This window comes from Erwinia sp. AK-PDG3-5 (genome assembly GCF_056821705.1).
This window is the reverse complement of sequence record NZ_CM165967.1, coordinates 3,139,375-3,163,908: the sequence shown is the minus strand read 5'-3', so window position 1 is coordinate 3,163,908 and position 24,534 is coordinate 3,139,375. Positions and strand designations below refer to the sequence as shown.

At 55.8% G+C, this 24,534-nt stretch carries 22 protein-coding genes; 13 read left to right on the top strand and 9 right to left on the bottom strand.

Annotated elements, in window-relative coordinates; all coding sequences use genetic code 11:
* Window positions 1-154: 154 nt before the first annotated feature.
* The 5 genes from AC1UKS_RS14625 to AC1UKS_RS14605 are packed head-to-tail and all read left to right on the top strand — an operon-like array spanning window position 155 to window position 4,781.
* Window positions 155-1,012 (top strand): transporter substrate-binding domain-containing protein, encoded by an 858-nt coding sequence (locus tag AC1UKS_RS14625; protein WP_482434217.1) that lies wholly within the window; start codon window positions 155-157, stop codon window positions 1,010-1,012.
* Between the two features lie 16 nt (window positions 1,013-1,028).
* Window positions 1,029-1,745 carry an ABC transporter permease gene (locus tag AC1UKS_RS14620; protein ID WP_013201447.1) on the top strand — a complete coding sequence of 239 codons (717 nt, stop codon included), beginning with the start codon at window positions 1,029-1,031 and terminating at the stop codon, window positions 1,743-1,745.
* 12 nt (window positions 1,746-1,757) lie between these two features.
* Window positions 1,758-2,501: an ABC transporter permease gene (locus AC1UKS_RS14615; protein WP_482434216.1), complete on the top strand. Its 744-nt coding sequence runs from the start codon at window positions 1,758-1,760 to the stop codon at window positions 2,499-2,501.
* Entirely contained in the window at window positions 2,494-3,276 is a 783-nt protein-coding gene (locus tag AC1UKS_RS14610) for an ABC transporter ATP-binding protein (protein WP_265911865.1), read from the top strand. The genes AC1UKS_RS14615 and AC1UKS_RS14610 overlap by 8 nt, the downstream gene beginning before the upstream one ends.
* Before the next feature lie 2 nt (window positions 3,277-3,278).
* On the top strand, window positions 3,279-4,781 hold the full coding sequence (locus AC1UKS_RS14605) for an HAL/PAL/TAL family ammonia-lyase (protein WP_482434214.1): 1,503 nt from the start codon (window positions 3,279-3,281) through the stop codon (window positions 4,779-4,781).
* Between the two features lie 487 nt (window positions 4,782-5,268).
* On the opposite strand, the gene AC1UKS_RS14600 is transcribed toward AC1UKS_RS14605, so the two are convergent.
* A complete protein-coding gene (locus tag AC1UKS_RS14600; RefSeq protein WP_482434212.1) occupies window positions 5,269-5,904 on the bottom strand; it encodes a flavin reductase family protein in 636 nt (211 codons plus the stop codon).
* A gap of 126 nt (window positions 5,905-6,030) precedes the next feature.
* On the opposite strand from AC1UKS_RS14600, the gene rlmF reads away from it, so the two are divergent.
* Window positions 6,031-6,963, top strand: coding sequence for a 23S rRNA (adenine(1618)-N(6))-methyltransferase RlmF (rlmF, locus tag AC1UKS_RS14595; protein ID WP_482434210.1), 933 nt, complete (start codon window positions 6,031-6,033; stop codon window positions 6,961-6,963).
* On the opposite strand, the gene ybiO is transcribed toward rlmF, so the two are convergent.
* The 7 genes from ybiO to rhtA form a co-directional block, all read right to left on the bottom strand.
* Complete coding sequence (gene ybiO / locus AC1UKS_RS14590) at window positions 6,960-9,227, bottom strand: mechanosensitive channel protein (protein WP_482434208.1); 2,268 nt, start codon at window positions 9,225-9,227, stop codon at window positions 6,960-6,962. The genes rlmF and ybiO overlap by 4 nt on opposite strands.
* A gap of 133 nt (window positions 9,228-9,360) precedes the next feature.
* Window positions 9,361-10,083 carry a glutamine ABC transporter ATP-binding protein GlnQ gene (glnQ, locus tag AC1UKS_RS14585; RefSeq protein ID WP_013201454.1) on the bottom strand — a complete coding sequence of 241 codons (723 nt, stop codon included), beginning with the start codon at window positions 10,081-10,083 and terminating at the stop codon, window positions 9,361-9,363.
* Window positions 10,080-10,739 carry a glutamine ABC transporter permease GlnP gene (glnP, locus tag AC1UKS_RS14580; RefSeq protein ID WP_206402762.1) on the bottom strand — a complete coding sequence of 220 codons (660 nt, stop codon included), beginning with the start codon at window positions 10,737-10,739 and terminating at the stop codon, window positions 10,080-10,082. Before glnP ends, glnQ begins: the two co-directional genes overlap by 4 nt.
* Window positions 10,740-10,828: 89 nt before the next feature.
* Window positions 10,829-11,575 (bottom strand): glutamine ABC transporter substrate-binding protein GlnH, encoded by a 747-nt coding sequence (gene glnH / locus AC1UKS_RS14575; RefSeq protein WP_265911873.1) that lies wholly within the window; start codon window positions 11,573-11,575, stop codon window positions 10,829-10,831.
* Window positions 11,576-11,872: 297 nt separating this feature from the next.
* A complete protein-coding gene (locus tag AC1UKS_RS14570) occupies window positions 11,873-12,136 on the bottom strand; it encodes a DksA/TraR family C4-type zinc finger protein (RefSeq protein WP_013201457.1) in 264 nt (87 codons plus the stop codon).
* A gap of 88 nt (window positions 12,137-12,224) precedes the next feature.
* Entirely contained in the window at window positions 12,225-12,728 is a 504-nt protein-coding gene (dps, locus tag AC1UKS_RS14565; protein WP_013201458.1) for a DNA starvation/stationary phase protection protein Dps, read from the bottom strand.
* A gap of 386 nt (window positions 12,729-13,114) precedes the next feature.
* Window positions 13,115-14,008, bottom strand: coding sequence for a threonine/homoserine exporter RhtA (gene rhtA, locus AC1UKS_RS14560; protein ID WP_482434206.1), 894 nt, complete (start codon window positions 14,006-14,008; stop codon window positions 13,115-13,117).
* Between the two features lie 365 nt (window positions 14,009-14,373).
* Here rhtA and ompX point away from each other — a divergent pair, with 365 nt between their 5' ends.
* From ompX to AC1UKS_RS14525, 7 genes are all read left to right on the top strand, one after another.
* On the top strand, window positions 14,374-14,889 hold the full coding sequence (gene ompX, locus AC1UKS_RS14555) for an outer membrane protein OmpX (RefSeq protein ID WP_013201460.1): 516 nt from the start codon (window positions 14,374-14,376) through the stop codon (window positions 14,887-14,889).
* Window positions 14,890-15,079: 190 nt separating this feature from the next.
* Window positions 15,080-15,532 carry a manganese-binding transcriptional regulator MntR gene (gene mntR / locus AC1UKS_RS14550; RefSeq protein ID WP_013201461.1) on the top strand — a complete coding sequence of 151 codons (453 nt, stop codon included), beginning with the start codon at window positions 15,080-15,082 and terminating at the stop codon, window positions 15,530-15,532.
* 25 nt (window positions 15,533-15,557) lie between these two features.
* A complete protein-coding gene (locus tag AC1UKS_RS14545; RefSeq protein ID WP_482434205.1) occupies window positions 15,558-16,673 on the top strand; it encodes an SLC13 family permease in 1,116 nt (371 codons plus the stop codon).
* Between the two features lie 199 nt (window positions 16,674-16,872).
* Window positions 16,873-18,027: an HlyD family secretion protein gene (locus AC1UKS_RS14540; RefSeq protein ID WP_482434204.1), complete on the top strand. Its 1,155-nt coding sequence runs from the start codon at window positions 16,873-16,875 to the stop codon at window positions 18,025-18,027.
* Window positions 18,024-19,592 carry a DHA2 family efflux MFS transporter permease subunit gene (locus AC1UKS_RS14535; protein WP_482434203.1) on the top strand — a complete coding sequence of 523 codons (1,569 nt, stop codon included), beginning with the start codon at window positions 18,024-18,026 and terminating at the stop codon, window positions 19,590-19,592. The genes AC1UKS_RS14540 and AC1UKS_RS14535 overlap by 4 nt, the downstream gene beginning before the upstream one ends.
* 1 nt (window position 19,593) lies before the next feature.
* The gene (locus AC1UKS_RS14530; RefSeq protein WP_134823790.1) at window positions 19,594-21,147 is read left to right on the top strand and encodes an efflux transporter outer membrane subunit; all 1,554 of its coding nucleotides are present in this window, start codon (window positions 19,594-19,596) and stop codon (window positions 21,145-21,147) included.
* Between the two features lie 165 nt (window positions 21,148-21,312).
* Entirely contained in the window at window positions 21,313-22,905 is a 1,593-nt protein-coding gene (locus AC1UKS_RS14525; protein ID WP_482434202.1) for an ABC-F family ATPase, read from the top strand.
* 69 nt (window positions 22,906-22,974) lie between these two features.
* On the opposite strand, the gene AC1UKS_RS14520 is transcribed toward AC1UKS_RS14525, so the two are convergent.
* Window positions 22,975-24,519 (bottom strand): GGDEF domain-containing protein, encoded by a 1,545-nt coding sequence (locus tag AC1UKS_RS14520; protein ID WP_265911880.1) that lies wholly within the window; start codon window positions 24,517-24,519, stop codon window positions 22,975-22,977.
* Window positions 24,520-24,534: the final 15 nt, after the last annotated feature.

Genomic DNA, 24,534 nt, shown 5'->3' with positions numbered 1-24,534 from the left:
AGAGTGCGTCACAGTTTTGTCTTTGGTCGCGGGAATAGTCACGGCTTTACTTGTATATACATGACATAGCTACTTCACCTCTGTGCGGGTTCAACAGAGACAAACCCAGGGTTGCGCCCTCAGTTGTGCCACCCCTTTTCTCCAGGAGCGCTTGATGAAACATCCGTTAGTCCGTCGGGTACTGGTTACCTCCCTTGTGACTTCAGCCTTGCTTTGCGCCGTCTCTGTTCAGGCGAAAGAGTGGAAATCGATCACCATTGCCACCGAAGGCAGCTACGAACCCTGGAACATGACGTTGCCGGGCGGCAAGCTCAGCGGCTTTGAGCCAGAGCTGATGGCTGACCTGTGCCAGCGGATGAAAATCAGCTGCAAGCTGGTGGTGCAGAACTGGGATGGGATGATTGCCGGTATGCAGGCCGGGAAATACGACGTGATCATGGATGCGATCGTCATCACCCCGGACCGTCGCAAGGTAATTGATTTCACCGTGCCGTACGCCTCAACCCCGGCCAGCTTTATCACCACCAAAAGCGGCGGCGTGCTGCCGGCGGGCACCGGCGCTGCCGGGATCATTAAACTGCATGACGATGCGAAAGAAATCGAACCGGCCATTGCCAGCCTGAAAACGGCGCTGAAGGGCAAAACCATCGGCATCGCCTCCGGCACGGTGTACACGCCATTTATTGATAAGTACTTCAAGGATGTGGCGACCGTGCGCGAATACAACGCGTCGGCAGATGCGATCCTCGATTTGCAGGCCGAACGTATTGACGCGGTGTTTGACGATGTGACCTTTGCCACCTCGATTCTGAGCAAGCCAGAGAATAAGGATCTTCAGCTGGGCGGCACGCAGCTGGGTGGCCCGATCTGGGGTGAAGGCGAAGCGCTGGGCATCCGTAAATCTGACGACGATCTGAAAGCCAAACTGGATGAGGCGATCAAAGCGGCGCTGGCGGATGGCACGGTGAAAAAACTTAGCCAAAAATGGTTTAAAACTGACGTAACGCCGTAGGCGGGGAGAAGCAACAATGGCCAATCTTGGGTTTGGTGAAAATGGCTGGGGAGGCTTAATCCTGAGTGCCACGCTGACCACATTACTGCTATCGCTGGTGGCGATGATGGTCGGGGCGGTGGTGGGCAGCGGCGTGGCGGCAGCCAAGCTTTCTCCCCGCCGTCCGGTGCGCTGGCTGGGTGACGGCTATTCAGTGATTTTTCGCGGCATTCCGGAACTGCTGATTATCTACCTGTTCTATTTCGGTGGCTCCGGGCTGATTACCCAGATTGGTCAGATGTTTGGTGCAGATGGCTTTATCGAGGTGCCGCCGTTCCTGATTGGCGCGCTGGCGATCGGCCTGATTTCCGCCTCATATCAGGCGGAAGTCTTTCGCGCGGGCCGACTGGCGCTCAATTCCGGCGAGATCGAAGCGGCGCAGGCCATCGGTATGCCGAAGTGGCGTATTCTGCAACGCATTATTCTGCCGCAGGTGGTGCGTTACGCGCTGCCGGGCCTGTCCAATGTCTGGCAGATGAGCCTGAAGGATTCGGCGCTGATCTCGGTGACCGGCATCGTGGAGTTGATGCGTGCCAGCCAGGTTGCGGCCGGCTCCACGCGGCAGTACTTCACCTTTTATCTGATTGGCGGCACCTGTTATCTGCTGCTGACGGTGCTCTCGAACACCGCCTTTAAAAAGGCGGAACAACGGCTGGGGCGCGCACATCAAAGCCGCACTGCGGCCCACAGCTAAAGGAGAGGCCCGATGATTGATTTTGCCTTTTTGACCGAAACCTTCCTCAAACTCGCGGCCGCGCTGCCGGTGACGCTGGGGCTGTTTTTCGCGTCATTTGTGCTGGGCGGTGTGCTGGCCCTGGTAATCCTGGCGATGCGCATGAGCCGCAACCCGCTGCTCAGCGGCTTCGCCCGTTTGTATATTCTGATTTTCCGCGGCTCACCGCTGATGATCCAGCTGTTCCTGATCTATTACGGTCTGGGGCAGTTCGAGGTGATCCGCCACAGCTTTGTCTGGCCTGTGCTGCGTGAGCCGTTTTTCTGCGCCGTGGTGGCGCTGGCACTCTGTACCGCGTCTTACACCGCCGAAATTTTCCGTGGGGGCCTGCTGGCGATCCCCGCCGGGCAGATTGAAGCCGGGATGGCCTGCGGCATGTCCCGCTGGCTGCTGCTGCGCCGGATTATCGCGCCCATCATGCTGCGCTATGCGCTGCCGGCCTATTCTACCGAAGCGATCCTGCTGGTGAAGTCCACCGCGCTTGCCAGCCTGGTGACGGTATGGGATGTCACCGGCGTGGCGCAACAGATTATTCAGCGAACGTACCGCACGATGGAAGTGTTCGTCTGCGCGGCGCTGATTTACCTGATCCTCAATTTTATCATCGTCCAAATCTATGCTTTGATTGAGCGCAGGCTGTCGCCACGTCTGCGCCCGGTGGAGGCCGATGTGCCTCTGCCTGTTCCCCCTGTGATTGCCGGAGAGAAACATGACTGATTACGCCCCAATTACCCTGTCGATGAACGACATCCGCAAGTCTTTCGGCTCGCTTGAAGTCTTAAAAGGCATTTCGCTGGAGGCGAGAAAGGGCGACGTGATCTCGATCCTCGGCGCCAGCGGCTCCGGCAAAAGTACCTTTCTGCGCTGCATCAATCTGCTGGAAACGCCGGATTCGGGCATAGTCAGCGTGGCGGGTGAAACCATCGAGATGAAGCGCCATGCGCGCGGGCATCAGTTGGCGGCCAACCATCGCCAGGTTGAGTCGCTGCGTTCCCGGCTGGGAATGGTCTTTCAGAGCTTTAATCTGTGGTCGCATATGACCGTGCTGCAAAACGTGATTGAAGGGCCGCTGTATGTGCTGAAGCGCAGCAAGAAAGAGTGCATTGCGCAGGCGGAAAAAATTCTCGACCGCGTCGGTTTGCTGAACCGCAAAGATTTCTATCCTTCGCAGCTGTCGGGTGGTCAGCAACAGCGGGTGGCGATTGCCCGCGCGCTGGCGATGGAGCCGGAAGTGATGCTGTTTGATGAGCCGACGTCCGCGCTCGATCCCGAGCTGGTGGGCGATGTGCTGAAAGTGATGCGCAGCCTGGCCGAAGAGGGCCGCACCATGTTGGTGGTCACCCATGAAATGGGATTTGCCCGTAACGTGTCGAACCGCGTGGTGTTTATGCATCAGGGCACCATCGACTGCCAGGGCACGCCGGAAGAGATGTTTGGCGAACAGGGATCGCCGCGTTTCCAACAGTTTATTTCCAGTCATCGGGCGGGCTAACCATGAGCACAACAGAGCAGGTCAGCTGGGGCGATACGCGCCTGAACTGGCAGGACGTGGTGCAGGTGGCGAAATCCTCCGCCAGCCTGCAACTGAGTGCCGCCGCCTGGCAGCGCATCTATGCCGCGCGCGACATTGTCAGCCGCATCGTCAGCGATAAGCAGATCGCCTATGGCATCAACACCGGGTTGGGCGCGCTGTGCAATATCACTCTGGAAGAAGATCAGCTCAGCCAGCTGTCACGCAATACGCTACTTAGCCATGCCTGCGGCGTCGGGCCTAAACTGCCGGATGTGCAGGTCAGGGCGATTATCTGCGCCGCCATTGGCAACTACAGCCACGGTAAATCCGGCGTTTCGCCAGAAATTGTGCAGGGGCTGCTGTCGTTACTGAATCGCGGTATCACCCCACAGGTGCCGACGCAGGGATCGGTCGGCTACCTGACGCATATGGCTCATGTCGGACTGGCGCTGATTGGCGTCGGCCACGTCAGTTACCGCGGGCAAATTGTGCCGGCAACGGAAGCGCTGGCGGCCGAAGATTTGCCGCTATGCCGGTTAGGCGCGAAAGATGGCCTGAGCCTGGTGAACGGCACGCCCTGTATGACGGGACTCTCCTGCCTGGCACTGGAAGAAGCAAGCCGCTTATTTGCCTGGGCAGACGTCACCGGCGCGATGAGTTTTGAAGCCTTGCGCGGCCAGCTCGACGCCTTCGATGCCGAGATCCTGGCACTTAAAGGCAGCGCCAACGTGCAGATGGTGGGGGAACGGCTGCGTGGCCTGCTGGCGGGCAGCCAGATTATCGCCGAGAGCAAAGGCATCCGCACCCAGGATGCTCTTAGCCTGCGATCGATGCCGCAAATCCACGGTGCCAGCCGCGATCAGTTTGATTACGCGGCCCGGCAGATTGAAACAGAGCTGAATGCCGCCACTGACAACCCGCTGGTGCTGGGAACGGCTGAGCAGTGGCGCGTGGTATCGCAGGCCAATCCGCACGGTCAGTCCGTGGCACTGGCCGCCGATGCGCTGGCCATTGCGGTGGCCGAAGCCGGCAGCGTGGCGGAGCGCCGCCTCGATCGCCTGATCAATCCGCTGGTCAGCGGCCTGCCCGCCTTCCTGGTGGCTCAACCGGGCGTCAACTCCGGCATGATGATTGCGCAATACGTTGCCGCCTCACTGTGCGGCGAGAACCGGCAACTGGCACAGCCCGCGGTACTGGATAACTACGTCACCTCCGGCCTGCAGGAAGACCACCTGAGCATGGGCACCAGCGCTGCATTAAAGCTGCTGAAACTGACCGACAACACCGTACAGATTTTGGCTATAGAGTACCTGCTTGCCGCCCAGGCCCTGGACTTCCATAACGCTGAACACGCGGGTGAGGGCACGCAGCGTGCCTGGCGATTGCTGAGACAGTCTGTCGCGACCTGGCGGGAAGACCGCTGGCTGGCGCCCGAGATAGAGAAAGCCGCGCAGCTGATCCGCACCCAGCATATTACGGTGTAATCGGGGGTGTGATAACAAAGGTCGTCTGGGTATTTGGGTGGTTTGCTCAGGGAGAGTGAGTCGCTGGGAGCGCGAAGGTCGTCTGGGTATTTGGGTGGTCAGGTTAGGGAGAGAGGGGTGAACGCAAAGACGCCGTAGACCCATCCCTGGGGGCTCAGCGGCGACATCCCTGTCGCCGATGCTTTGCTTATCACCCCTCTCTCCCTTCCCATGAGCTTCAGTATTGAATGGTCGATTGGGGACGCACAGGTCAAAACCTTTCCGCGCGCCCGACTTTGACCTGTGTGTCCACCAAACCAATCAACGACACAAATGATAGTGGGGTGGCGGCACAGTGCGCCTTAGCCGAGTGTCTGCCGCAGGGAAGCGGCAGCCAAGCCCCCAGGGATGGGTTTACGGCGTCTCGGCTAAGGCGCACTGTGCTGACGCCGTACCACCCGGGCTGGTTTTGACCTTACCCCAACCTTACCCCAACCTTACCCCAACCTTATCCCTGCTTGCGCGCATCCGGCCGAATCAGATCGAAACGCAACTCCTCGCTGATGCCGTAATAGGCGCTCGGCCCCCCCGCCCTGAGAATCGGATTGGCCTTCGCCGTCTGGTAAATGCCGTCTTCCAACAACCTCGGATCAATGTGGATCGCGACCACTTCGCCAAACACCATCCACTGCTCCAACTTCTCGCCGTTGACCCCTTCCAACTGCAACACCTGCGTCAATTTGCACTCAAAATTGACCGGACTTTCGGCGACCATGCTCACCGCCACCTGCGTGCCTGGCAAGGCGGTTAACCCGGCCAGCTCGAACTCATCCTCATCTCGTTCAACCGAGGCAGAACTCTCGTTCATCGCTTCCGCTAACTCCCGCGTTGCCAGATTCCAGACAAACTCACCGGTTTCAACAATATTGGCCACGCTGTCTTTCCAACCCTGACTCGAAAAGCCAATGATCGGCGGCTTATAGTTGAAACAGTTAAAGAAACTGTATGGCGCCAGATTGCGATCGCCGCTGGCACTCTGTGAACTGATCCACCCTATCGGCCGCGGTCCGATAATGGCGTTTAAAGGATCGTGCGGTAAACCATGACCAAGACGGGGTTGATACGAGTAACGGGATTGGGACATCAGGACACCTTTATCTTTACGGGAATCGCACAGTGTAGAACAACTGTTCGCGGAAAAAAGTCGGGAAGTGTTTACGATCTTTACCTTAGCAGGTATCTTACGCGGCTTCAGACAAGAGAGCCGCTCATGAAATACACCGCCGAAAAAACTCAGCTTCATCCCCGTAACCGTCACCGCGCGCGTTATGACTTCCCCGCGCTGATCGCCAGCTTTCCTCCGCTGGCAGACTTTGTGGCCGTTAACCAACACGGTGATGAATCGGTGAATTTTGCCGATCCGGCGGCGGTGCGTACCCTGAATCAGGCGCTCCTGCAGCACTTTTATCAGATCGCGAACTGGACCATCCCGGAAGGCTTCCTTTGCCCACCGGTGCCGGGCCGCGCTGACTATGTTCACCATCTTGCCGACCTTTTGGCGGAAGATAATAAGCGTTCTGTGCCGCGCGACATCACCGTACTGGATATCGGCTGTGGCGCAAACTGCATCTATCCGCTGATCGGTTTCCGCGAATACGGCTGGCGCTTCACCGGCAGCGAAGTTAATGAAGAAGCGATGAAGGCCGCAAACGCCATTATTGCCGCTAACCCGGACCTCAACCGCGGCGTTCGCCTGCGTCGTCAGAAAGACAGCAGCCTGATGTTCAGCGGCATCATCCACAAAAACGAATTCTTCCACGCGGTGATGTGTAATCCGCCGTTCCACGCCTCTGCCGGCGATGCCCAACAGGGCACCCAGCGTAAAGTGCGTAACCTTGGCCTGGCAAAAAACTCTCCGCTCAACTTCGGCGGCCAACAGGATGAACTCTGGTGTGAAGGCGGCGAAAAAGGCTTTATCAGCCGGATGATCGCCGAAAGCGTTAACTTCTCCCGCCAGTGCGTCTGGTTCACGTCTCTGGTATCCCGCAAAGAGAACCTGCCGGACATCTGGCGGGTACTGGAAGAGCACGAAGTCGTTGCCTACCGCACCATCGAGATGGCGCAGGGGCAAAAACAGAGCCGCATCATCGCCTGGACCTTTATGGAAAAACCGGCGCGTGAACGTCAAATGGGCCGCGTTTAATCCGGCGCAGGTAACGACTGGAAGCTGGCGGCACCGTCAATCTCGCTACCGGTCTGCATCACCTGCACGGTCTGATGCGGCGCTCTGATACCGGCCGCATCAAAATGTTTCTTCACCATGTTGTCCAGCGCGAAGCGAACCGTCCATTGCTTCAGCGGCTGCGTGGTGAAGGACACCCGCACCGTAAAGCCCTGATTGGTCAGCCCGACCAGCCCGGCAAAGGACGGCTCGCCAATCACCATCCCACGAATATCCGTATCCTGCATCAACTCCTCAACGGCCGCCCGTAACGTGCTGTTCACCCGCTCGCTGTCCTCACGTCGCTCGACATCGTAATTGGCCACGAACGAGCCAATGCCACGCACAAAGTTGGCGAAGGTGGTGATCGAAGACCAGGGAATGATGTGATACGCGCCGGTATCCTGCCGCACGCCGACCGACCGAATCGACATCCGCTCTACGGTGCCGGTGATCGCGCCGATAGTCACCAAATCCCCGGTATTCATGCCGTTCTCAAACTGGATGAAAATCCCGGTGATAATATCTTTCACCAGCGTCTGCGACCCAAAGGAGACCGCCAGACCTAACGCACCGGCACCCGCCAATAACGGCGCAATGTTCACACCAATTTCCGACAACAGGATCATGATGGTAATGGTGCTAATCACCACCGCCAGCGCATTGCGAAACAGGGTCAGCAGCGTGCGGGTTCGGGCGCTGGGCATTGGGCGACCGTGAGAATCGGACGCCAGACGGCTCTCAATCAGACTCGCCAGCAGCGTCCAGCCGACGGCGGAGAAGAACAGGATCATCACGATGCGGATAATCACATCCACCAACTTCACGCCCGCGCCGACCGTTAGCCAGTGCCAGAGATCGAACAGATTCCACGCGTTCAGCAACAACAAACTCACTGCGAATACCGTCAGCGTGCGTGCCAGCTTTAACATCACCGAAATCCAGCCGTTCACCCGCTGCTGCAATTCGGGATAGTTGCGGCGTAAGTCAGGCGACAGAATGATGGTTTTGGAAATCCAGCGGGTCAGGATGCCCGAAACCAGTGCGCCAATGCCGATGATCGCCAACGAACGGACCGTTGCGGACATCATAAATTTCAGGCTGTCGCCGGGATTGAACATCGAAAACAGGAACAGGGCGATAAAATAGGCGCTGGCCAGCCAGTGCCAGACCAGCGCAAACGCGCGGATAAACAGCGAGAAGAACGACAGGGAACGGTCGGCAAGATTCACCAATTCGCGCTGAATATTGCGACGGTTATGGAAAATCAGATACAACGCCCAGACGGTAATCAGCCCCATCACAATCACGTTAACCAGCGCGGCCACCTGGACATTGACCTGATTGGAGACAATTGGCACCACCACCAGCAAACCATAGCCAATCAGTCCGCTCAGCCAGCTCAGGCGCGTGTTCCAGTACGCGGCGCGGTCGTCAGCCAGATGGAAGAAACGCAGCTGAGGATAGCGTGGACAGAACATCAGCCGCAGGATCGCCTTAAAGAATTCAATCAGCGCAAAGGCATTGAGGAATAACCCTTGCTGATAGGCGATGGTGCGGTTGCCGGCATTCAGCGCGTCACTGAGGATTTGCCCGACAAACAGCGCGATACCCAACAACAGCAGATCGATAATAAACGCGCCAAGGATCATGCCGGGCAGATGCAGCCAGTTGGTGCGGTCGCTGTTTTTCACCCGTCCCCATTGCCCCATACGGCGATAAACCGGCGTCATTGCCCAACCGATCAGCCAGTAAAAGGCGAACAGCGCCACGGCCAGCATCGAAAAGTGGCTCAGGGCGGTGAAGAAGGTGTGCTGATTAAAGGGTTTGTGCGGGGCCTCGGCAATGTTGCGTTGCAGCGTTTCGACCCGGGTCAGGAACTCCCCGCCAAAGTGGCGGCTGACGTCGGTAACGCTCTCCAGCACGGTTTTATCATCATCCACTGCAGGTGGTGTCAGTACCGGTTCCGGCGCGCTGGCAGGCGTCTCTGAAGCGCTTCTGAGCTGGTCAATCAGCGCCTGACGCGACCGATCGTTCTGCAGGATGTTGGCTAACGCGGCATAGGCGGCCTTTTGCTCGGCTGGGTCAGGTTGATCCTGCTGGCTGGTCGCGCTGTTTTGCTGGGTTTGCGAAGCCGCCACGGCAGCGGCGGGAAGCGACACGGCCTGCGCCGGTGCGGTAAACAGTGTTACGGCAAAAAATAACCACCTGAAGGCATAGCGCCAGGGTGGAGAGGGTACCCACATCGTGTTCTCCAATTGCGGCGCGAGAAAGCATCAGCCAGAAAGTATAGTCGGCCAAGCGTCAGCAAAAGGTAAAGAGGGCACGTTAAGATAAGGCGGGTGAAAAGCAGGGCGAACCGGGGTTCGCCCTGGGGTATCAGGAAACGTGCTGCAGGAACTCGCGCAGTCGGGCACTCGGCGGGTTGTCGATCAACTCATCCGGGTTGCCATCTTCCGCAATACGGCCTTTATCAATAAAGATCAGACGCGAGGCGACCTTCTTGGCAAAGCCCACTTCGTGCGTGACGATCACCATGGTCATGCCTTCTTCCGCCAGGTCCTGCATCACTTTCAACACTTCATGACGCAATTCCGGGTCCAGCGCGGAGGTCGGCTCATCAAACAGCATCATTTTTGGTTTCACCGCCAGCGCACGGGCAATCGCCACGCGCTGCTGCTGGCCACCGGACAACTCAGACGGGAAGTGATGGGCACGTTCGGCCAGGCCAACTTTACCCAGCAGCTCTTTCGCCAGACGGTGCGCTTCGGCTTTTTTTGTGCCGCGCACGCGGATGGGGCCAAAGGCCACGTTATCCAGCGCGTTCATCTGCGGGAACAGGTGGAACTGCTGGAACACCATGCCGGCTTCCTGGCGGATCAGGCGCTCGTCGACTTTCGGGTCGTTGACCTTCAGACCATCGACAATCAGCTCGCCGCTGGTGATCTCTTCCAGCTTGTTGATACAGCGCAGCAGAGTGGATTTACCGGATCCGGACGGGCCGATAATCACCACCACTTCGCCCTGCTGAATGGTCAGGTCGATGTTGTGCAGCACCTGGGTTTCACCAAAATGCTTGGAGACGTTTTTAAATTCAATCACAGGATTTTCATCCTTTTCTCAATGCGACGCAGAATGAAGCTCAGCATCAGGGTGATAAACAGATAGATAACGGCCACGGCGCTCCAGATTTCCAGCGCACGGAAGTTTCCGGCAATAATTTCCTGTCCCTGACGGGTCAGTTCCGCCACGCCAATCACGATAAACAGCGAGGTGTCTTTGATACTGACAATCCACTGGTTACCCAGCGGCGGCAACATACGACGCAGCGCTAACGGCATAATCACGTAGCGCAGCGTTTCGCGGCGGGACAGGCCCAGCGCCAGACCCGCTTCACGGAAACCGTTATGGATAGAGAGCACCGCACCGCGCGTAATTTCAGCGATATAGGCACCGGAGTTGATCATGATGGTGACCACGGCTGCACTGAGCGGGTCAATGCGCAGGTCGGTAAAGGCCATTGGCAGGGCAAAATAGATAAACATCACCTGCACGACAATTGGCGTACCGCGGATCAGTTCAATAAATACCAGTGCGATATTGCGGGATATCCAGCCGCCATAAGCACGGGCAAAGCCGGCTACCAGGCCAATTATCAGACCGCCGATCAAACCGAGGACCGAAATCCACAGCGTCAGTCGGGCGCCTTCAAGCAGGGCCGGAATCGAGGGCCAGATAGCGCTCCAGTCAAACTGCATGCTTTATTTCTCCGGATCAAAAAACATATTCTGGTGGTGGTGAAAAAACGCAGGCCTGAGCCTGCGTTAAAGACGGCGAAAAAATGAAATTATTTAGGCTCGGTGCCGAACCATTTTTTATACAGCGTGTTGTAGGTACCGTTCTCGCGCAGAACTTTCAGTGCGCCATTCACTTTTTCACGCAGCTCGTCGCTGCCTTTCGGGAAGGCGATGCCGTACTGCTGAGCGGAGATCGACTCGCCTACCGCTTTGAACTGGCCTTTGCCAGCCGTGTTAATGAAGTACAGGATGTTTGGCGTGTCGTGCAGCACGGCGTCAGCACGGTTGGTGCCCAGCTCCATGTAGGCGTTGTCGATGTTCGGGAACTGGTGCAGTTCTTTGGATTTGATGTGCTCTTTGGCGTAATCCACCGAACCGGTGCCGCTCTTCACTGCCACCACTTTACCGTCGAGGTCGGCGATGCTTTTGATCTTATCGTTGTTGGCTTTTACCATCACCAGCAGGCCGCTTTTGTAGTAGCCATCGGAGAATTCAATCGCCTTTTCGCGTTCCGGGGTAATGGTGATACCGGCCAGCGCCAGATCGATATTACGGGTCTGCAGCGCAGGAATAATGCCGCTGAAGTCCATTGGCTTCAGGGTGTATTCGATGTTCAGCTGTTTGGCGATAGCGGCCCACAGATCGACATCAAAGCCAACGTATTCGTTGCCCTGCTTAAATTCGAAAGGAACGAAGGCGGTGTCAGTGGCGACAACCAATTTCTTTTCTGCGGCGGTAGAAGAGACGGCAAACGCCAACGTCAGCGCAGCCAGGGAAAACTTAACAATCGACTTCATCTTTTTATCCTTTTTGCCGTCAGGCAAGGTCTTTGCCTGATTGAGTGCCAGCAGCCATATGAAAATATTATGCCAACTTTTCAAAATATATTGAAAACAGCACGTTGAGTCAATTTAAGCCGGACTGGGAAGCAGGGAAATCCACGATGCATCATTATGGTGCACCACTTTGGTGCATGGTAACCATTATGGTGCAGGGTTTCTTTTAACAAACTGAGGGATAAAAACAACTGATAGTGAAGGGGGAAATTGAATAAGTGTTAACGAAGTCTTGTTTAGCTGTGAAAAGAATGGGGACTAGCGCAACTGGCTGTCCTTACTGCCGCGGCGATTATACAGCGATGCCGCCTGCTGATTGTCGCGCTGCTGCTGACACTGTACGCAATATTGCACGCCGGGCAGGGCCAGTCTGCGGGCTTCGGGGATTGGCTCACCGCAATGTTCACAATATTCCGCGCTGACACCGTGATGGATAGCCCGTCGCGCGCGCGATACGGCATCATCAATGGTGGAATCGATCTGTTCCTGAACGGCATCGTCACGTGCCCATCCACTTGCCATACTGACCTCCAGATGCAAAAGAGCAGATGGAAAGCGCCATCTGCTCTGTATTCGCTCTATGATGCCGCGCTAAACGCGGCGACCGACATTATTCGATATTGGATTCGATGAACCACAGGAATTTATCCAGATCGCGGGATGCCGCGGTAAAGATATCGGCTGTGTCTTCATCTTCTACTTCAGAGATTGCCTTGCGGGTATCATTTGCGACGACGGCATAACGTTCTGCCAGCGCTTTAAGATGATCCTGCACGCTATGGATATTGAGCGGGTAACTTTTCAGCGGTGTTCTGTCGTTAACAATCTGGGTGGTGCCCAGTGCAACGCCACCTAACTGCACAACACGTTCTGCAATCGTATCCTGATGGTCGGTAATCGCGGTACGGAAACCGTCGAGCATCTCATGCACACCGATAAAGTTTGCGCCGCGCATATTCCAGTGCGCCTGCTTGGTGATCAGGGACAAATCAATGAATTCCGTAACTATGCGATTAAGCACCTCGATGGTGGCTTTTTTCTCGTCGTCAGCCACGTTGTTGCGGGTGTAAATCAGATCAGGAGATTTTGCTTTAACCAGTTTAGCGGTACTCATCATTAATATCCTCTTAATTGTGGTTGTCCTAATTAAGTACGAGATTAAGTATAGCAGCGGTTTTTAACTCTGCCGGAAAGATACTGCCTATTAGTTGCATAGAGCAGGCCTTTCACGGCTATACGGTTGGATAATAAACAAATTCAGGGTAATAAAATGCGACTGATAAATATTCTCACTCAAGCTTGTTTTTATAAGATGCTAATTTATAAAGGGTATAAGATGGTTATTAAACTCTGGTTAACTCGCGCGTTATTTTTAATGATTAATCCTTGCAGGATATTTCTGCGCGTCGAATCAATACGATGGTCCGCTTTTAATAACCGTCGAGTTACACGATGATTAAAATCCTTACCCCACCGCAGGGGCAAGAATAATCTGAATTTTTATTCGCGGATCTCACTGACGGGATCTATTTTCTGCTTTGAAGAACGCATGGTTAGCGTTGAACCTGCAGAGGCCAGAATGATCGCCAGCAGGCCGAGCCACTGAACGAAATTGAGGATCTCGCCGAGGAACAGCATGCCTGACAGCGCAGCCATCGCCGGCTCCAGACTCATCAAGGTGCCGAAGGTTTTAGCGGGCAAACGCGTTAACGCCATCATCTCCAGCGAGTAGGGCAGTGCGCTGGACAGCACCGCAATCAGTAACGCGACCGGGATCAGCGACAGGCTCCACAGCCCGGCGCTGGCAAACGCCAGGCCAACCGGCACATAGATTACCGAGGCGATCAGCGAACCCATCGCCACGGTCGCCGGACCATGTTCAGAGCCTGCGCGCTTACCGGCCAGGATATACACGGCCCAAAAGGCGCCGGCCACCACCGCCAGTAACGCCCCTTTCGGATCGACGCTCGAAATGTCCTGACCAATCGGCAGCAGGAAATACAACCCAAGTAACGCCAGCAACACCCAGACGAAATCCAGCGCTCTTCTTGAGCCGGCGAGTGCTAACGCCAGCGGACCGGTAAACTCCAGCGCCACCGCAATGCCCAACGGCACGGTGCGCAGCGCTAAATAGAAGGTGTAGTTCATGCCACCCAGCGCCAGGCCATACAGGAATAGCGGTAAAAACTGCTGCCGACTGAAGCGTAAACGCCAGGGTTTGAAAATAATGCAGAGGATGACGGTGCCCAGCCCCAGTCGCAAGGCGGTAATGCCGGGCGCACCGACCACAGGGAAAAGGGTTTTCGCCAGCGCCGCGCCGCCCTGAATAGAGGTCATGGCAATCAGCAGAACGACAACCGGGAGCCAGAGTGGAGTTTTATCAGCAGAAGACATCCGTGAACCGACCTTATTTGTCCATCATTTTGGGAAAAAGTTCCGTTGAGTGTACTGGAAGGGGGCTGAAAACGGATCTAAAGGCTAATAAAAAAGTCCTGAAACTGTCAAAAACAGGGCCGTTTAAGTAAAGAAACGTCAGATTTTAGTAAGAATAATCCGAGTGCACATTTTTTTACATTATGATGACAAGGTGAAGGGAACTCGATAATCATAAGAGAAAAGAATGACATACGAACCATCATTAACGTCCTGTTACACCAAACATTGTGTTGGACAACAAAATCTAGGCAGAGTTTCTGGCTAAGTTTTGTTATATTTTCAGCGTTGTCAGGAGAATAAGTATTTTCACATTTGAGGTGGTTATGAAAAAAATTGCATGTCTTTCCGCACTGGCTTGTGTACTGGCCGTTTCAGCTGGTTCAGCAATGGCACAAAGCACCGTTTCTGGCGGCTACGCTCAGAGCGACTACCAGGGCGTTGCTAACAAAGCAAACGGCTTCAACCTGAAATATCGTTACGAAAACGGCAGCGATCCACTGGGTTGGATCGGCTCTTTCACCTACACCGAAAAAGATAACACTGACGCTGGCATCTATAACAAAGGCCAGTACTACGGTATTACTGGTGGTCCTGCTTACCGTCTGAACGACTGGGCAAGCATCTATGGTGTTGTAGGTATTGGCTACGGTAAATTCCAGCAGAACTCTACTACCAGCCGTGACAAATCTGATTCAAGCGACGTAGGTTTCTCCTACGGTGCTGGCATGCAGTTCAACCCAGGCATTCAGGATGTTGCCCTGGACGTTGGTTACGAGCAGAGCCGCATCCGTAACGTTGACGTTGGCACCTGGATTGCTGGCGTAGGTTACAGCTTCTAAGTTGTCACCCTCAAGCCCAGCCTGGCTGGTGCTATAAAAAATCCGCCCTCAGTGGCGGATTTTTTTTGTCTGTCTGCAGTAACTGACGCTTTTAAGCGAATATTTGTGCTTCTATGAGCTTAGTTTACAATGTGGCACCCGCTGCCGTTATGCGCTACCTGGGTATCCAAGAAGAAAAAGAGGAAGCTGAATGAGTCGTCGCGCCAAAAGTGCAGCGCCCGCGCCACTAAAAGATATCGAAGAGCATGTCGAAGGCTTCCGCCAGGTACGTGAAGCCCATCGTCGCGAGCTGATTGATGACTATGTTGAGCTGATTTCCGATTTAATCCGCCAGTATGGCGAAGCCCGTCAGGTGGATATGGCTGCCCGCCTGGGTGTGTCACAACCGACCGTGGCTAAGATGTTGAAAAGACTGGCTATTGGTGGGCTGGTTGAGCAAATTCCTTATCGTGGCGTGTTTCTGACGCCGGAAGGTGAGGCGTTAGCGGAAGAGAGCCGCAAACGGCACTATATTGTTGAAACCTTTTTACTGGCTTTAGGGATCAGTCCCGACACCGCACGCCGTGATGCGGAAGGGCTGGAGCATCATGTCAGTGATGAAACCCTGGCTATTTTCCAGAAGTTTTACGAAAGCCGTCAATAACCCGATCCCTTCTCAGTGAGTCCTTATGGCAACGCTGCTCAGACCTTTTTTGCAAGACCGCTTTTTGCATTTGTTAGTTCTGTTGGGCCTGATACTGGCCTTTTTTGCCCCGTTCTCACTGCAGCAGCTTCCCCGGGCGGTTGACTGGCCGACCATCATCACCCTGTGTGGCCTGCTGATGCTCACTAAAGGCATCGAAGCGAGTGGTTACTTCGATGTGCTGGGTCGCAGGCTGGTCAAACGCTTCCATCGCCAACGCACGTTGGCGTTGTTTCTGATTGCCGCAGCCGCCTTGCTGTCGACTTTTCTGACCAACGATGTCGCCCTGTTTATTCTGGTGCCATTGACGCTGTCGCTGCGTCGCTACTCTACGTTACCCATCGCCAGGCTGATCATCTTCGAAGCGCTGGCCGTTAACGCCGGTTCGTTATTAACGCCCATCGGCAATCCGCAGAACATTCTGATGTGGCGCCACGGTGAGGCTGGATTCGCCGGTTTTGTCTGGCAGATGCTGCCGCTGGCAGCCGTGATGGTCGCCAGCCTGCTGCTGTTAACCGCACTCTGTTTTTCTGCCAGGAAAATTGAGCTGTCGGGTGAGCAGGACAGCCCGCAGTGGCAGCGCCCGTTGATGATCGCCAGTGTGATCCTGTATGGGCTGTTTATCGTGGCGCTGGAGTTGGATCGGGCGATCTGGGGTCTGGCGTTGGTATTTGCGGTATTTATGGTGATGGCGCGGCGGATTCTACTGAATATCGACTGGAGTCTGCTGGCGGTCTTTATCGCGATGTTTATTGATGTGTTTTTACTGACGCGCTTGCCCGCGCTGCAGAGCTCACTGCACCACATTACCCAGTTGTCCGGAGGAGGGCAGTATCTTCTGGCCATCGGATTGTCTCAGGCGATCAGTAATGTCCCGGCGACGATCCTGTTGCTGAGCAGCCTGCCTGCCACCACGCTGATGGCCTGGGCCGTTAACATCGGTGGCTTTGGGCTGTTACCCGGCTCGCTGGCGAATCTGATTGCCCTGCGTATGGCAAAAGACCGCAGCATCTGGTGGCATTTCCATCTCTATTCCGTGCCGATGCTGGCCTGGGCGATGGCGGTAGGCTGGGGACTGCTTTTGATATTAAATGCGGTCTGAACTGAGGAAAGTCTGAGTTCACACCTGCCGGTCGGCCATAAAATGCGTCAGGTTGCCCTTTTATGGCTGTCAGGCGGTCTTTCCCGCCCTGATTTTCATCCTGTATAGTGTCGTAAAGCTGTGTTTGATTTTGTCAGTTTTCCTTCTATTGTTAAGACAGCTTGAGTGACTTCAGGCCCGGTATGGGCTTCGCTAACTGATGAGAATTATGGCTAATCAATCGAATAATGGGTCAGATGACGACCAGCGTCAGCAGGATGACAACCAGCAGCAGGACAACAACCCGCAACAGGACAATAACGAGCCACCCGAACGTAAACGCCCCGGCAAAAAACCGCTGATTATTCTGGCGGTGGTGGTGGTGATAGCGATCGTTGTGGCGCTGTTCTTCTGGTTCACCACGCGCAATATAGAAACCACAGACGATGCCTTTACGGAATCGGATGCGATCACCATCGCGCCTAAAGCGTCCGGGTATGTCACTGAGCTGCGGGTCAGAGATAACCAGCGGGTGAAAAAAGGCGATTTGCTGGTGGTAATCGATCCGCGTGATAACAAAGCGCAACGCGATCAGGCACAGGCTCAGCTTGGGCTGGCTGTCGCACAGCTTCACCAGGCGCAGGCGTCACTGGAGCTTTCCAGGGTGCAGTATCCGGCGCAGAAAGATCAGGCCGTGGCACAGCAGGCGAAAGCGCAGGCCAATTACATGAACGCGCAGGAAGATTACCGGCGTCAGCGCGGTGTCGATCCCCGTGCCACCTCGCAGCGTAATATCGATGCCGCCAACTCGCAGTTAAGAAGCGCGGCGGCCGAACTCGAAAGCGCCAAAGCGCAGGTCGAAGTCGCTTCGCAGATTAAATTGCAGATCCGTCAACAGGAAACCAATGTTGAGGCGCGTCAGCAGCAGGTCGAGCAGGCCCAGGCCCAGCTGAATACCGCCAATCTCAATCTCTCCTATACCGAAGTGCGTGCGCCTTATGATGGCTTCGTCACCAAACGTAATGTGCAGGTGGGGACGCTGGTTCAGGCCGGCACCGCGCTGTTCTCGCTGGTGTCCCCGGATGTGTGGATCACCGCTAACTTCAAAGAGTCGCAGCTGGAACGCATGAAGCCGGGCGACAAAGTCGATATCACCGTGGATGCCTGGCCGGATATGAAGCTGGAAGGGCACGTCGACAGTATCCAGATGGGGTCGGGCTCGCGCTTCTCTACCTTCCCATCGGAGAATGCCACCGGCAACTACGTGAAGATTGTGCAGCGCGTGCCGGTCAAAATCGTGATTGATAAAGGTCTGGATCCGAACAAGCCGCTGCCGCTGGGCCTGTCGGTTGAACCGAAGGTGACGGTGGAATGAGTCACAGCGAAAGCTGGAAGCCGGCCAGCAATCCCTGGCTGGTCGCCATGACGGTGACGCTGGCGGTGTTTATGGAAATCCTCGACACCACCATCGTCAACGTGGCGCTGCCGCACGTGGCCGGATCGCTCTCTTCCAGTTACGATGAATCCACCTGGGTTCTGACCTCTTACCTGGTGGCCAACGGCATCGTGTTGCCGATTTCGGCCTTCCTCAGCCGCATGTTTGGCCGCAAGCAGTTCTTCCTGATCTGCATCGTGATGTTCACCATCTGCTCCTTCCTGTGCGGCATTGCTACCGAACTGTGGCAAATCATCCTGTTCAGGGTGTTGCAGGGCTTCTTCGGCGGTGGCTTACAGCCGGTGCAGCAATCGGTGCTGCTGGATTACTTTAAACCTGAAGATCGCGGCAAAGCGTTTGGCCTGTCGTCGATTGCGATTATTGTGGCTCCGGTGTTGGGTCCGACGCTCGGCGGCTGGATCACCGATAACTACAGCTGGCGCTGGGTATTCTTTATCAATATCCCGGTGGGGATTTTCAGCGTGATGGCGATCTATCAGCTGTTGGAAGATCCGCCGTGGGAACGCAAATGGGCGAAAGGTAAGCTCAATATCGATTACATCGGTATCGGGTTGATTACGCTGGGCCTCGGCTGTTTGCAGGTGATGCTCGATCGCGGGGAAGATGATGACTGGTTTAGCTCTAACTTTATCATTACCTTTGCCGTGCTGACCGCCATCGGGCTGGTCGGTGCCGTTTACTGGCTGCTGTATGCCAAAAAACCGGTGGTGGACCTGCATGTCCTCAAGGACAAAAACTTTGCCGTCGCCAGCCTGCTGATGGCCGGGATGGCGGCCATTCTGTACGGCAGTTCGGTGGTGATACCGCAGCTGGCGCAGCAGGATTTAGGCTACACCGCCACCTGGTCGGGGTTAGTGCTGTCGCCCGGCGCGGTGCTGATCGTGCTGTCGATCCCGCTGGTGCTGAAGCTGATGCCGATTATTCAGACCCGGTGGATTATTGCCTTTGGCTTTACCTGCCTGTTTGTCTCCTTTGTCTATTCGGCCACGCTGACGCCCAATGTCGATTTCAAAACGCTGGTGTTGATGCGCAGTGCGCAGACGATTGGACTGGGGTTCCTGTTTGTGCCGCTGACCACCATCGCCTTTGTCACCATCCCGCAACGGCTTAACGCAGACGCCTCCGCGTTGTTTACCATGTGTCGAAACGTCGCGGGCTCCATCGGCATTTCGCTGTCAACGGCGATGATCACCGAACGCGCGCAGGTGCGCAGCGCCAATATGGTGCATAACATGTCGCCGCTGAATGAGCCGTTCAATCTGACCGTCGAGCGCTGGGCGCAGGGCGTCCGGGATTTCACCACGGCGGTGGGCGATCCGGTGACCATTGCCACCGGCCAGTTGTATAAAGAGATGATCGCTCAGGCGCGTATTCTGGCCTATGTCGACGTCTTTATGGGCCTCAGCCTTGTCGCCCTGATCCTCATTCCATTTTGTTTACTACTTTCGCCGATTAAGAGCGAGGGCAGTGCTGGAGCACACTGACATGAACGTTTATCTTCCTTTTTTGCGTTCGCGGCTTAGCGCGGTGGTGGCCACGCTGGCCCTGTCTGCCTGCTCGGTCGGGCCTGATTATCAGGCGCCGAAGCCGTCAACGCCTGCGGCCTTTAACAGCATCAAAAACGACAGCGGCTCCAATCCCCAGGCCAGCGCCACCAATGCCAACTGGTGGAAGTCGTTTAACGATCCGCAACTGGACAGCCTGATCGACCGGGCCATTGCCGGCAATCTGAGCCTGCAGCAGGCGGTACTGCGTATTGCCGGTGCCCGTCAGCAGCTGAATCAGGCGCGCGGCGCGTGGTATCCCTCGGTCAATGCTAACGCCTCGGCCAAACGCGAACAGCTGGGCCTGAAGGGCGAGCTCGAATCCAATGGCGTTTACGATCAGGCCGATAATGTTGATCCGCAGGTCAGCTCGGCGTTGAATGGCCTGACCAAGCCGGTGGCGCTGTATCAGGGCAGTTTTGATGCCTCCTGGGAGCTGGATCTGTGGGGCAAAGTCCGTCGCCAGGTCGAAATGGCCGATGCCCAGCAGCAGGAGTCGGTCGAAAGCCGCAACGATGCGCTGGTGTCGCTGGAAGCCGAAGTGGCGAGAACCTATTTGCAGCTGCGTGGCGCGCAGTCCGTCAGCCAGACCTTGCAAACGCAGATCGATGTCGCTCAGCAGACGTTTGAGCTGACGCAAAGTCAGCAGCGTAATGGCCTGGCGCCGCAAATGGACGTGGAAAATGCCCGCGCGCAGTTGAATTCGCTGCGAGCCCAGCTCCCGCAATACGAATCGCAGGTCCATCAGGCCCTGAACGGGCTGGCGGTGCTGATCGGTAAGCCGCCGGGCGCCCTCGACGCAGAACTGATCGCCAGTAAGCCTTTGCCGCCGCTGCCGAAAGTGGTGCCGGTCGGTTTGCCGTCGACGCTGGCCAGAAGGCGACCCGACGTGCGCCAGGCGGAAGCGAAGCTGCACGCCGCCACCGCCAATATCGGCGTCTCGGTGGCGCAGCTGTTCCCGGATTTGTCACTGACCGGGCAGTTTGGCATGCGTAACTCGGATATCAGCTATCTGGATAACTGGAGCAGCAATTTCTACAGCTTCGGGCCGTCGGTATCGATTCCGATTTTCCAGGGCGGCAGATTGATTTCCAGCGTGAAGCTGGCCCGAGCGGATCAGGCCAGTGCCGCACTGGGCTACCGGCAGACGGTGCTGACGGCGCTTCAGGACGTGGAGAATGCGCTGGTCAGCTACCGTACCGATCAGCAGCAGGTGGAAGGGCTGGATCAAACCGTCGAGGCGATGCAGAACGCCTTCGACCTTGCCAGCGACAGCTATAAACAGGGGCTTTCCACCTTTATTGATGCGTTGGATGCGCAGCGTCAGCTGGCGCAGGCCAAGCAGCAGGCCGCACAGGCCCGCGTGCAGAGCAGCCTGGATCTGGTTGCGTTGTATAAGGCGCTAGGCGGCGGCTGGGAGCTTTACCAGAACGTGAAGATGCCGGACTATTCGGTATTTGGCCCGGCTGAGAGCGCCGACAAGCCGATTAACTGACCTTCATGTCTCAACGCGGAAGTTTACAGGCGTGTTCATGGCGAGCTGAAAGCCATTAAACTGAACTAAAGACAGTGGAAAGGGTGGCGGTGTATTCGCCGCCCCTTTTTTTTGGCATAATGCGCGCTGGTTCACATACTCACATCGCAAACGAAAGGCAATCCTGTGCTAGTTTCCAGCAACGTCACCATGCAGTTTGGCAGTAAGCCGCTGTTCGAAAACATCTCTGTCAAATTTGGCGGCGGCAACCGCTATGGCCTGATCGGTGCCAACGGTAGCGGCAAGTCCACCTTTATGAAAATCCTCGGTGGGGATTTGGTTCCTTCTGCCGGCAACGTATCGCTCGATCCTAACGAACGCATCGGTAAGCTGCGCCAGGATCAGTTCGCCTTCGAAGAGTTTTCCGTGCTGGATACGGTGATCATGGGCCACGGCGAGCTGTGGGCAGTGAAAGAAGAGCGCGACCGCATTTATGCGTTGCCAGAAATGACCGAAGAAGACGGCTATAAAGTGGCCGATCTTGAAGTCAAATATGGCGAAATGGACGGTTACACCGCAGAAGCCCGCGCTGGCGAACTGCTGTTAGGCGTGGGTATTCCGCTGGAGCAGCATTACGGCCCGATGAGCGAAGTGGCACCCGGCTGGAAGCTGCGTGTGTTGCTGGCGCAGGCCCTGTTCTCCAATCCGGAAATTCTGCTGCTCGACGAGCCGACGAACAACCTGGACATCGATACCATTCGCTGGCTGGAGCAGGTGCTGAACGAACGTAACAGCACGATGATCATCATTTCGCACGACCGTCACTTCCTGAACATGGTCTGCACCCATATGGCCGATCTGGATTACGGCGAGCTGCGCGTTTATCCGGGCAACTATGATGAGTACATGACCGCGGCAACGCAGTCACGCGAGCGTCTGCTGTCTGAGAACGCCAAGAAGAAAGCGCAGATCAACGAACTGCAGTCTTTCGTCAGCCGCTTCAGCGCCAACGCCTCGAAGTCCCGTCAGGCGACGTCCCGTGCCAAGCAGATCGACAAGATCAAACTGGATGAAGTTAAGGCCTCCAGCCGTCAGAACCTGTTCATTCGTTTTGATCAGGACAAGAAGCTGTTCCGTAATGCGTTGCAGCTTGAGTCACTGACCAAGGGATTCGATCAGGGGCCGCTATTCAAGAACGTCAACCTGCTGCTGGAAGTCGGCGAGAAGCTGGCGATCCTGGGCCCGAACGGTATCGGTAAAACCACGCTGCTGAAAACGCTGGTCGGTGAATTGCAGCCGGATAACGGTGAAGTGAAATGGTCTGAGAACGCCCGTATCGGCTATTACGCGCAGGATCATGCTCACGACTTCGCCAACGATCTGAACGTGTTCGACTGGATGAGCCAGTGGAAGCAGGAAAGCGATGACGAGCAGGCTGTGCGAGGCATCCTGGGTCGTCTGCTGTTCAGCCAGGACGACATTAAAAAGCCCGCTAAAGTGCTTTCCGGTGGTGAGAAAGGCCGCATGCTGTTTGGTAAGCTGATGATGGAAAAACCAAACGTGCTGATCATGGATGAACCGACCAACCACCTGGATATGGAATCCATCGAAGCGATCAACATGGCGCTGGAGATGTATGAAGGCACGCTGGTGTTCGTTTCCCATGACCGTGAATTCGTTAGCTCGCTGGCAACCCGCGTGATCGAAATGACGCCGGGCAAATTCAACGACTTCACCGGTAATTATGAAGACTATCTGCGCAGTCAGGGCATCAACTGATTTCGACTCAGAACTGACAGAACGCAACAAGGGGACCTTCGGGTCCCTTTTTTATTGGGTTGCGTGCCATTATCCCATCTCAACCCGGTTTTTACCGGACATTTTCGCCTGGTACAGCGCCTTATCGGCCTGACCAATCAACGCATGGCGGGAGTTTTCCGGCAGGCCACCCTGCATTACGTGGACGCCTATGCTGATGGTGACGATTTTAGCCGCGTGCTGGCTATTCTGATGGGGGATGGCCATGGCCGCCACCGATTCAAGGGCTGAGCGGGCAAAGCGCAGGGCGCCTTCACCCTCGCAGTCTGGCAGGATCACCGCAAACTCTTCGCCGCCGTAACGGGCGATCATATCGTCCGACCGGTGTGACACCTGCAGCAGCGCATCACCGACGCGTTTAAGACAGTCATCGCCGGACAGATGCCCATAGGTGTCGTTAAAGTTTTTAAATGAGTCGACATCAATCATCAGCAGCGCCAGCGGTTTTCGCAGCTTATTGGCGCGTTCCATCGCCCGATCCAGATAGAGGTCAAACTGTCTGCGGTTCGCTAACCCGGTCAGGCTGTCTACCAGTGCCAGCGTTTGCAGCGTGCGGTTCATGCTGGTGAGCTGTTCACGCACCTGAGCCAGTTCGGCCTGATCGCGGATATTCTGGCTAAGATTGCGCAGCAGAAAATAGCCCAGCACAAAAATCACCAACAGCAGCAGACAGCAGAGGATCAGATAGATCAGCAGGTCGGTAAACCAGGCATGAACCAGCTGCTTACGATCATAACCGACGGTCACCACCAGCGGATAACGCTTGAGGCTGGCATAGCCAAACACCCGTTCCACGCCGTCTAATGCCGACTTATAGGTTGCGGTCCCATTTGGCGAGATTTTAAGCAGTTCGGTAAATAACGGGCTATTGGCGATATTGCGGTTGATGGTGCTGTCAGGGAAGGGACGGGCGTAAAGGATAGTGCCGTTATTGACGATCAGCGCAATCAAACCTCGTTCGCCAAGATTGTAATAGCCAAAAATCTGCCGGAAATAGTCGATGCGCAGGGTCGCCAACAGCACGCCACGGAAGGAGCCATCGCGATTATTTAGCCGCATTGAGACCGGGATAATCAATGCGCCGGTACTGCGGCTTCGGATCACCTCACTGATATGCACGCCGGGATCGGTATGCTGCTGATGATAGCGAAAGTATTCACGATCCTGATTGTTGCTGTGCTGCTTTAACGCGCCTTCTGACGTCACCACCCAGTTGCCCTGACTGTCATACACGAACAGCCCGTGCAGCTGTGGCAGTGACGCCTTGCGATCGGTAATCAGCGAACGCAGGTATTCCTGCCTCTCCTTATCCAGACCCACCAGGGTAATGCGATCGCGCAGATCCTGTAAGGTCAGTTCGACCTGTAAAAAGGAGTCTTCCGCCTGTCGGGAAACGGATTGCGACAGGTTGCGCGCATCGTTTTGCGTCTCGTCGACCATCCGTTCCCAGGTGTTGAACACCACCCAGCCCGTGACCATAACCACTGCACCGCCGATCACCAGCAGAAAGACAATCAGCATCTTTCTCAGGTTCAGCAGGTTGACGTCTGGCTGTGGACGGGGCTCCGCGGTCATAACAAAACGCTCCTT

Coding starts and splice junctions, on each gene's coding strand:
- AC1UKS_RS14625 (WP_482434217.1), top strand. CDS start 155: ATGAAACATCCGTTAGTCCGTCGGGTACTGGTTACCTCCCTTGTGACT.
- AC1UKS_RS14620 (WP_013201447.1), top strand. CDS start 1,029: ATGGCCAATCTTGGGTTTGGTGAAAATGGCTGGGGAGGCTTAATCCTG.
- AC1UKS_RS14615 (WP_482434216.1), top strand. CDS start 1,758: ATGATTGATTTTGCCTTTTTGACCGAAACCTTCCTCAAACTCGCGGCC.
- AC1UKS_RS14610 (WP_265911865.1), top strand. CDS start 2,494: ATGACTGATTACGCCCCAATTACCCTGTCGATGAACGACATCCGCAAG.
- AC1UKS_RS14605 (WP_482434214.1), top strand. CDS start 3,279: ATGAGCACAACAGAGCAGGTCAGCTGGGGCGATACGCGCCTGAACTGG.
- AC1UKS_RS14600 (WP_482434212.1), bottom strand. CDS start 5,904: ATGTCCCAATCCCGTTACTCGTATCAACCCCGTCTTGGTCATGGTTTA.
- rlmF (WP_482434210.1), top strand. CDS start 6,031: ATGAAATACACCGCCGAAAAAACTCAGCTTCATCCCCGTAACCGTCAC.
- ybiO (WP_482434208.1), bottom strand. CDS start 9,227: ATGTGGGTACCCTCTCCACCCTGGCGCTATGCCTTCAGGTGGTTATTT.
- glnP (WP_206402762.1), bottom strand. CDS start 10,739: ATGCAGTTTGACTGGAGCGCTATCTGGCCCTCGATTCCGGCCCTGCTT.
- glnH (WP_265911873.1), bottom strand. CDS start 11,575: ATGAAGTCGATTGTTAAGTTTTCCCTGGCTGCGCTGACGTTGGCGTTT.
- AC1UKS_RS14570 (WP_013201457.1), bottom strand. CDS start 12,136: ATGGCAAGTGGATGGGCACGTGACGATGCCGTTCAGGAACAGATCGAT.
- dps (WP_013201458.1), bottom strand. CDS start 12,728: ATGAGTACCGCTAAACTGGTTAAAGCAAAATCTCCTGATCTGATTTAC.
- rhtA (WP_482434206.1), bottom strand. CDS start 14,008: ATGTCTTCTGCTGATAAAACTCCACTCTGGCTCCCGGTTGTCGTTCTG.
- ompX (WP_013201460.1), top strand. CDS start 14,374: ATGAAAAAAATTGCATGTCTTTCCGCACTGGCTTGTGTACTGGCCGTT.
- mntR (WP_013201461.1), top strand. CDS start 15,080: ATGAGTCGTCGCGCCAAAAGTGCAGCGCCCGCGCCACTAAAAGATATC.
- AC1UKS_RS14545 (WP_482434205.1), top strand. CDS start 15,558: ATGGCAACGCTGCTCAGACCTTTTTTGCAAGACCGCTTTTTGCATTTG.
- AC1UKS_RS14540 (WP_482434204.1), top strand. CDS start 16,873: ATGAGAATTATGGCTAATCAATCGAATAATGGGTCAGATGACGACCAG.
- AC1UKS_RS14535 (WP_482434203.1), top strand. CDS start 18,024: ATGAGTCACAGCGAAAGCTGGAAGCCGGCCAGCAATCCCTGGCTGGTC.
- AC1UKS_RS14530 (WP_134823790.1), top strand. CDS start 19,594: ATGAACGTTTATCTTCCTTTTTTGCGTTCGCGGCTTAGCGCGGTGGTG.
- AC1UKS_RS14520 (WP_265911880.1), bottom strand. CDS start 24,519: ATGACCGCGGAGCCCCGTCCACAGCCAGACGTCAACCTGCTGAACCTG.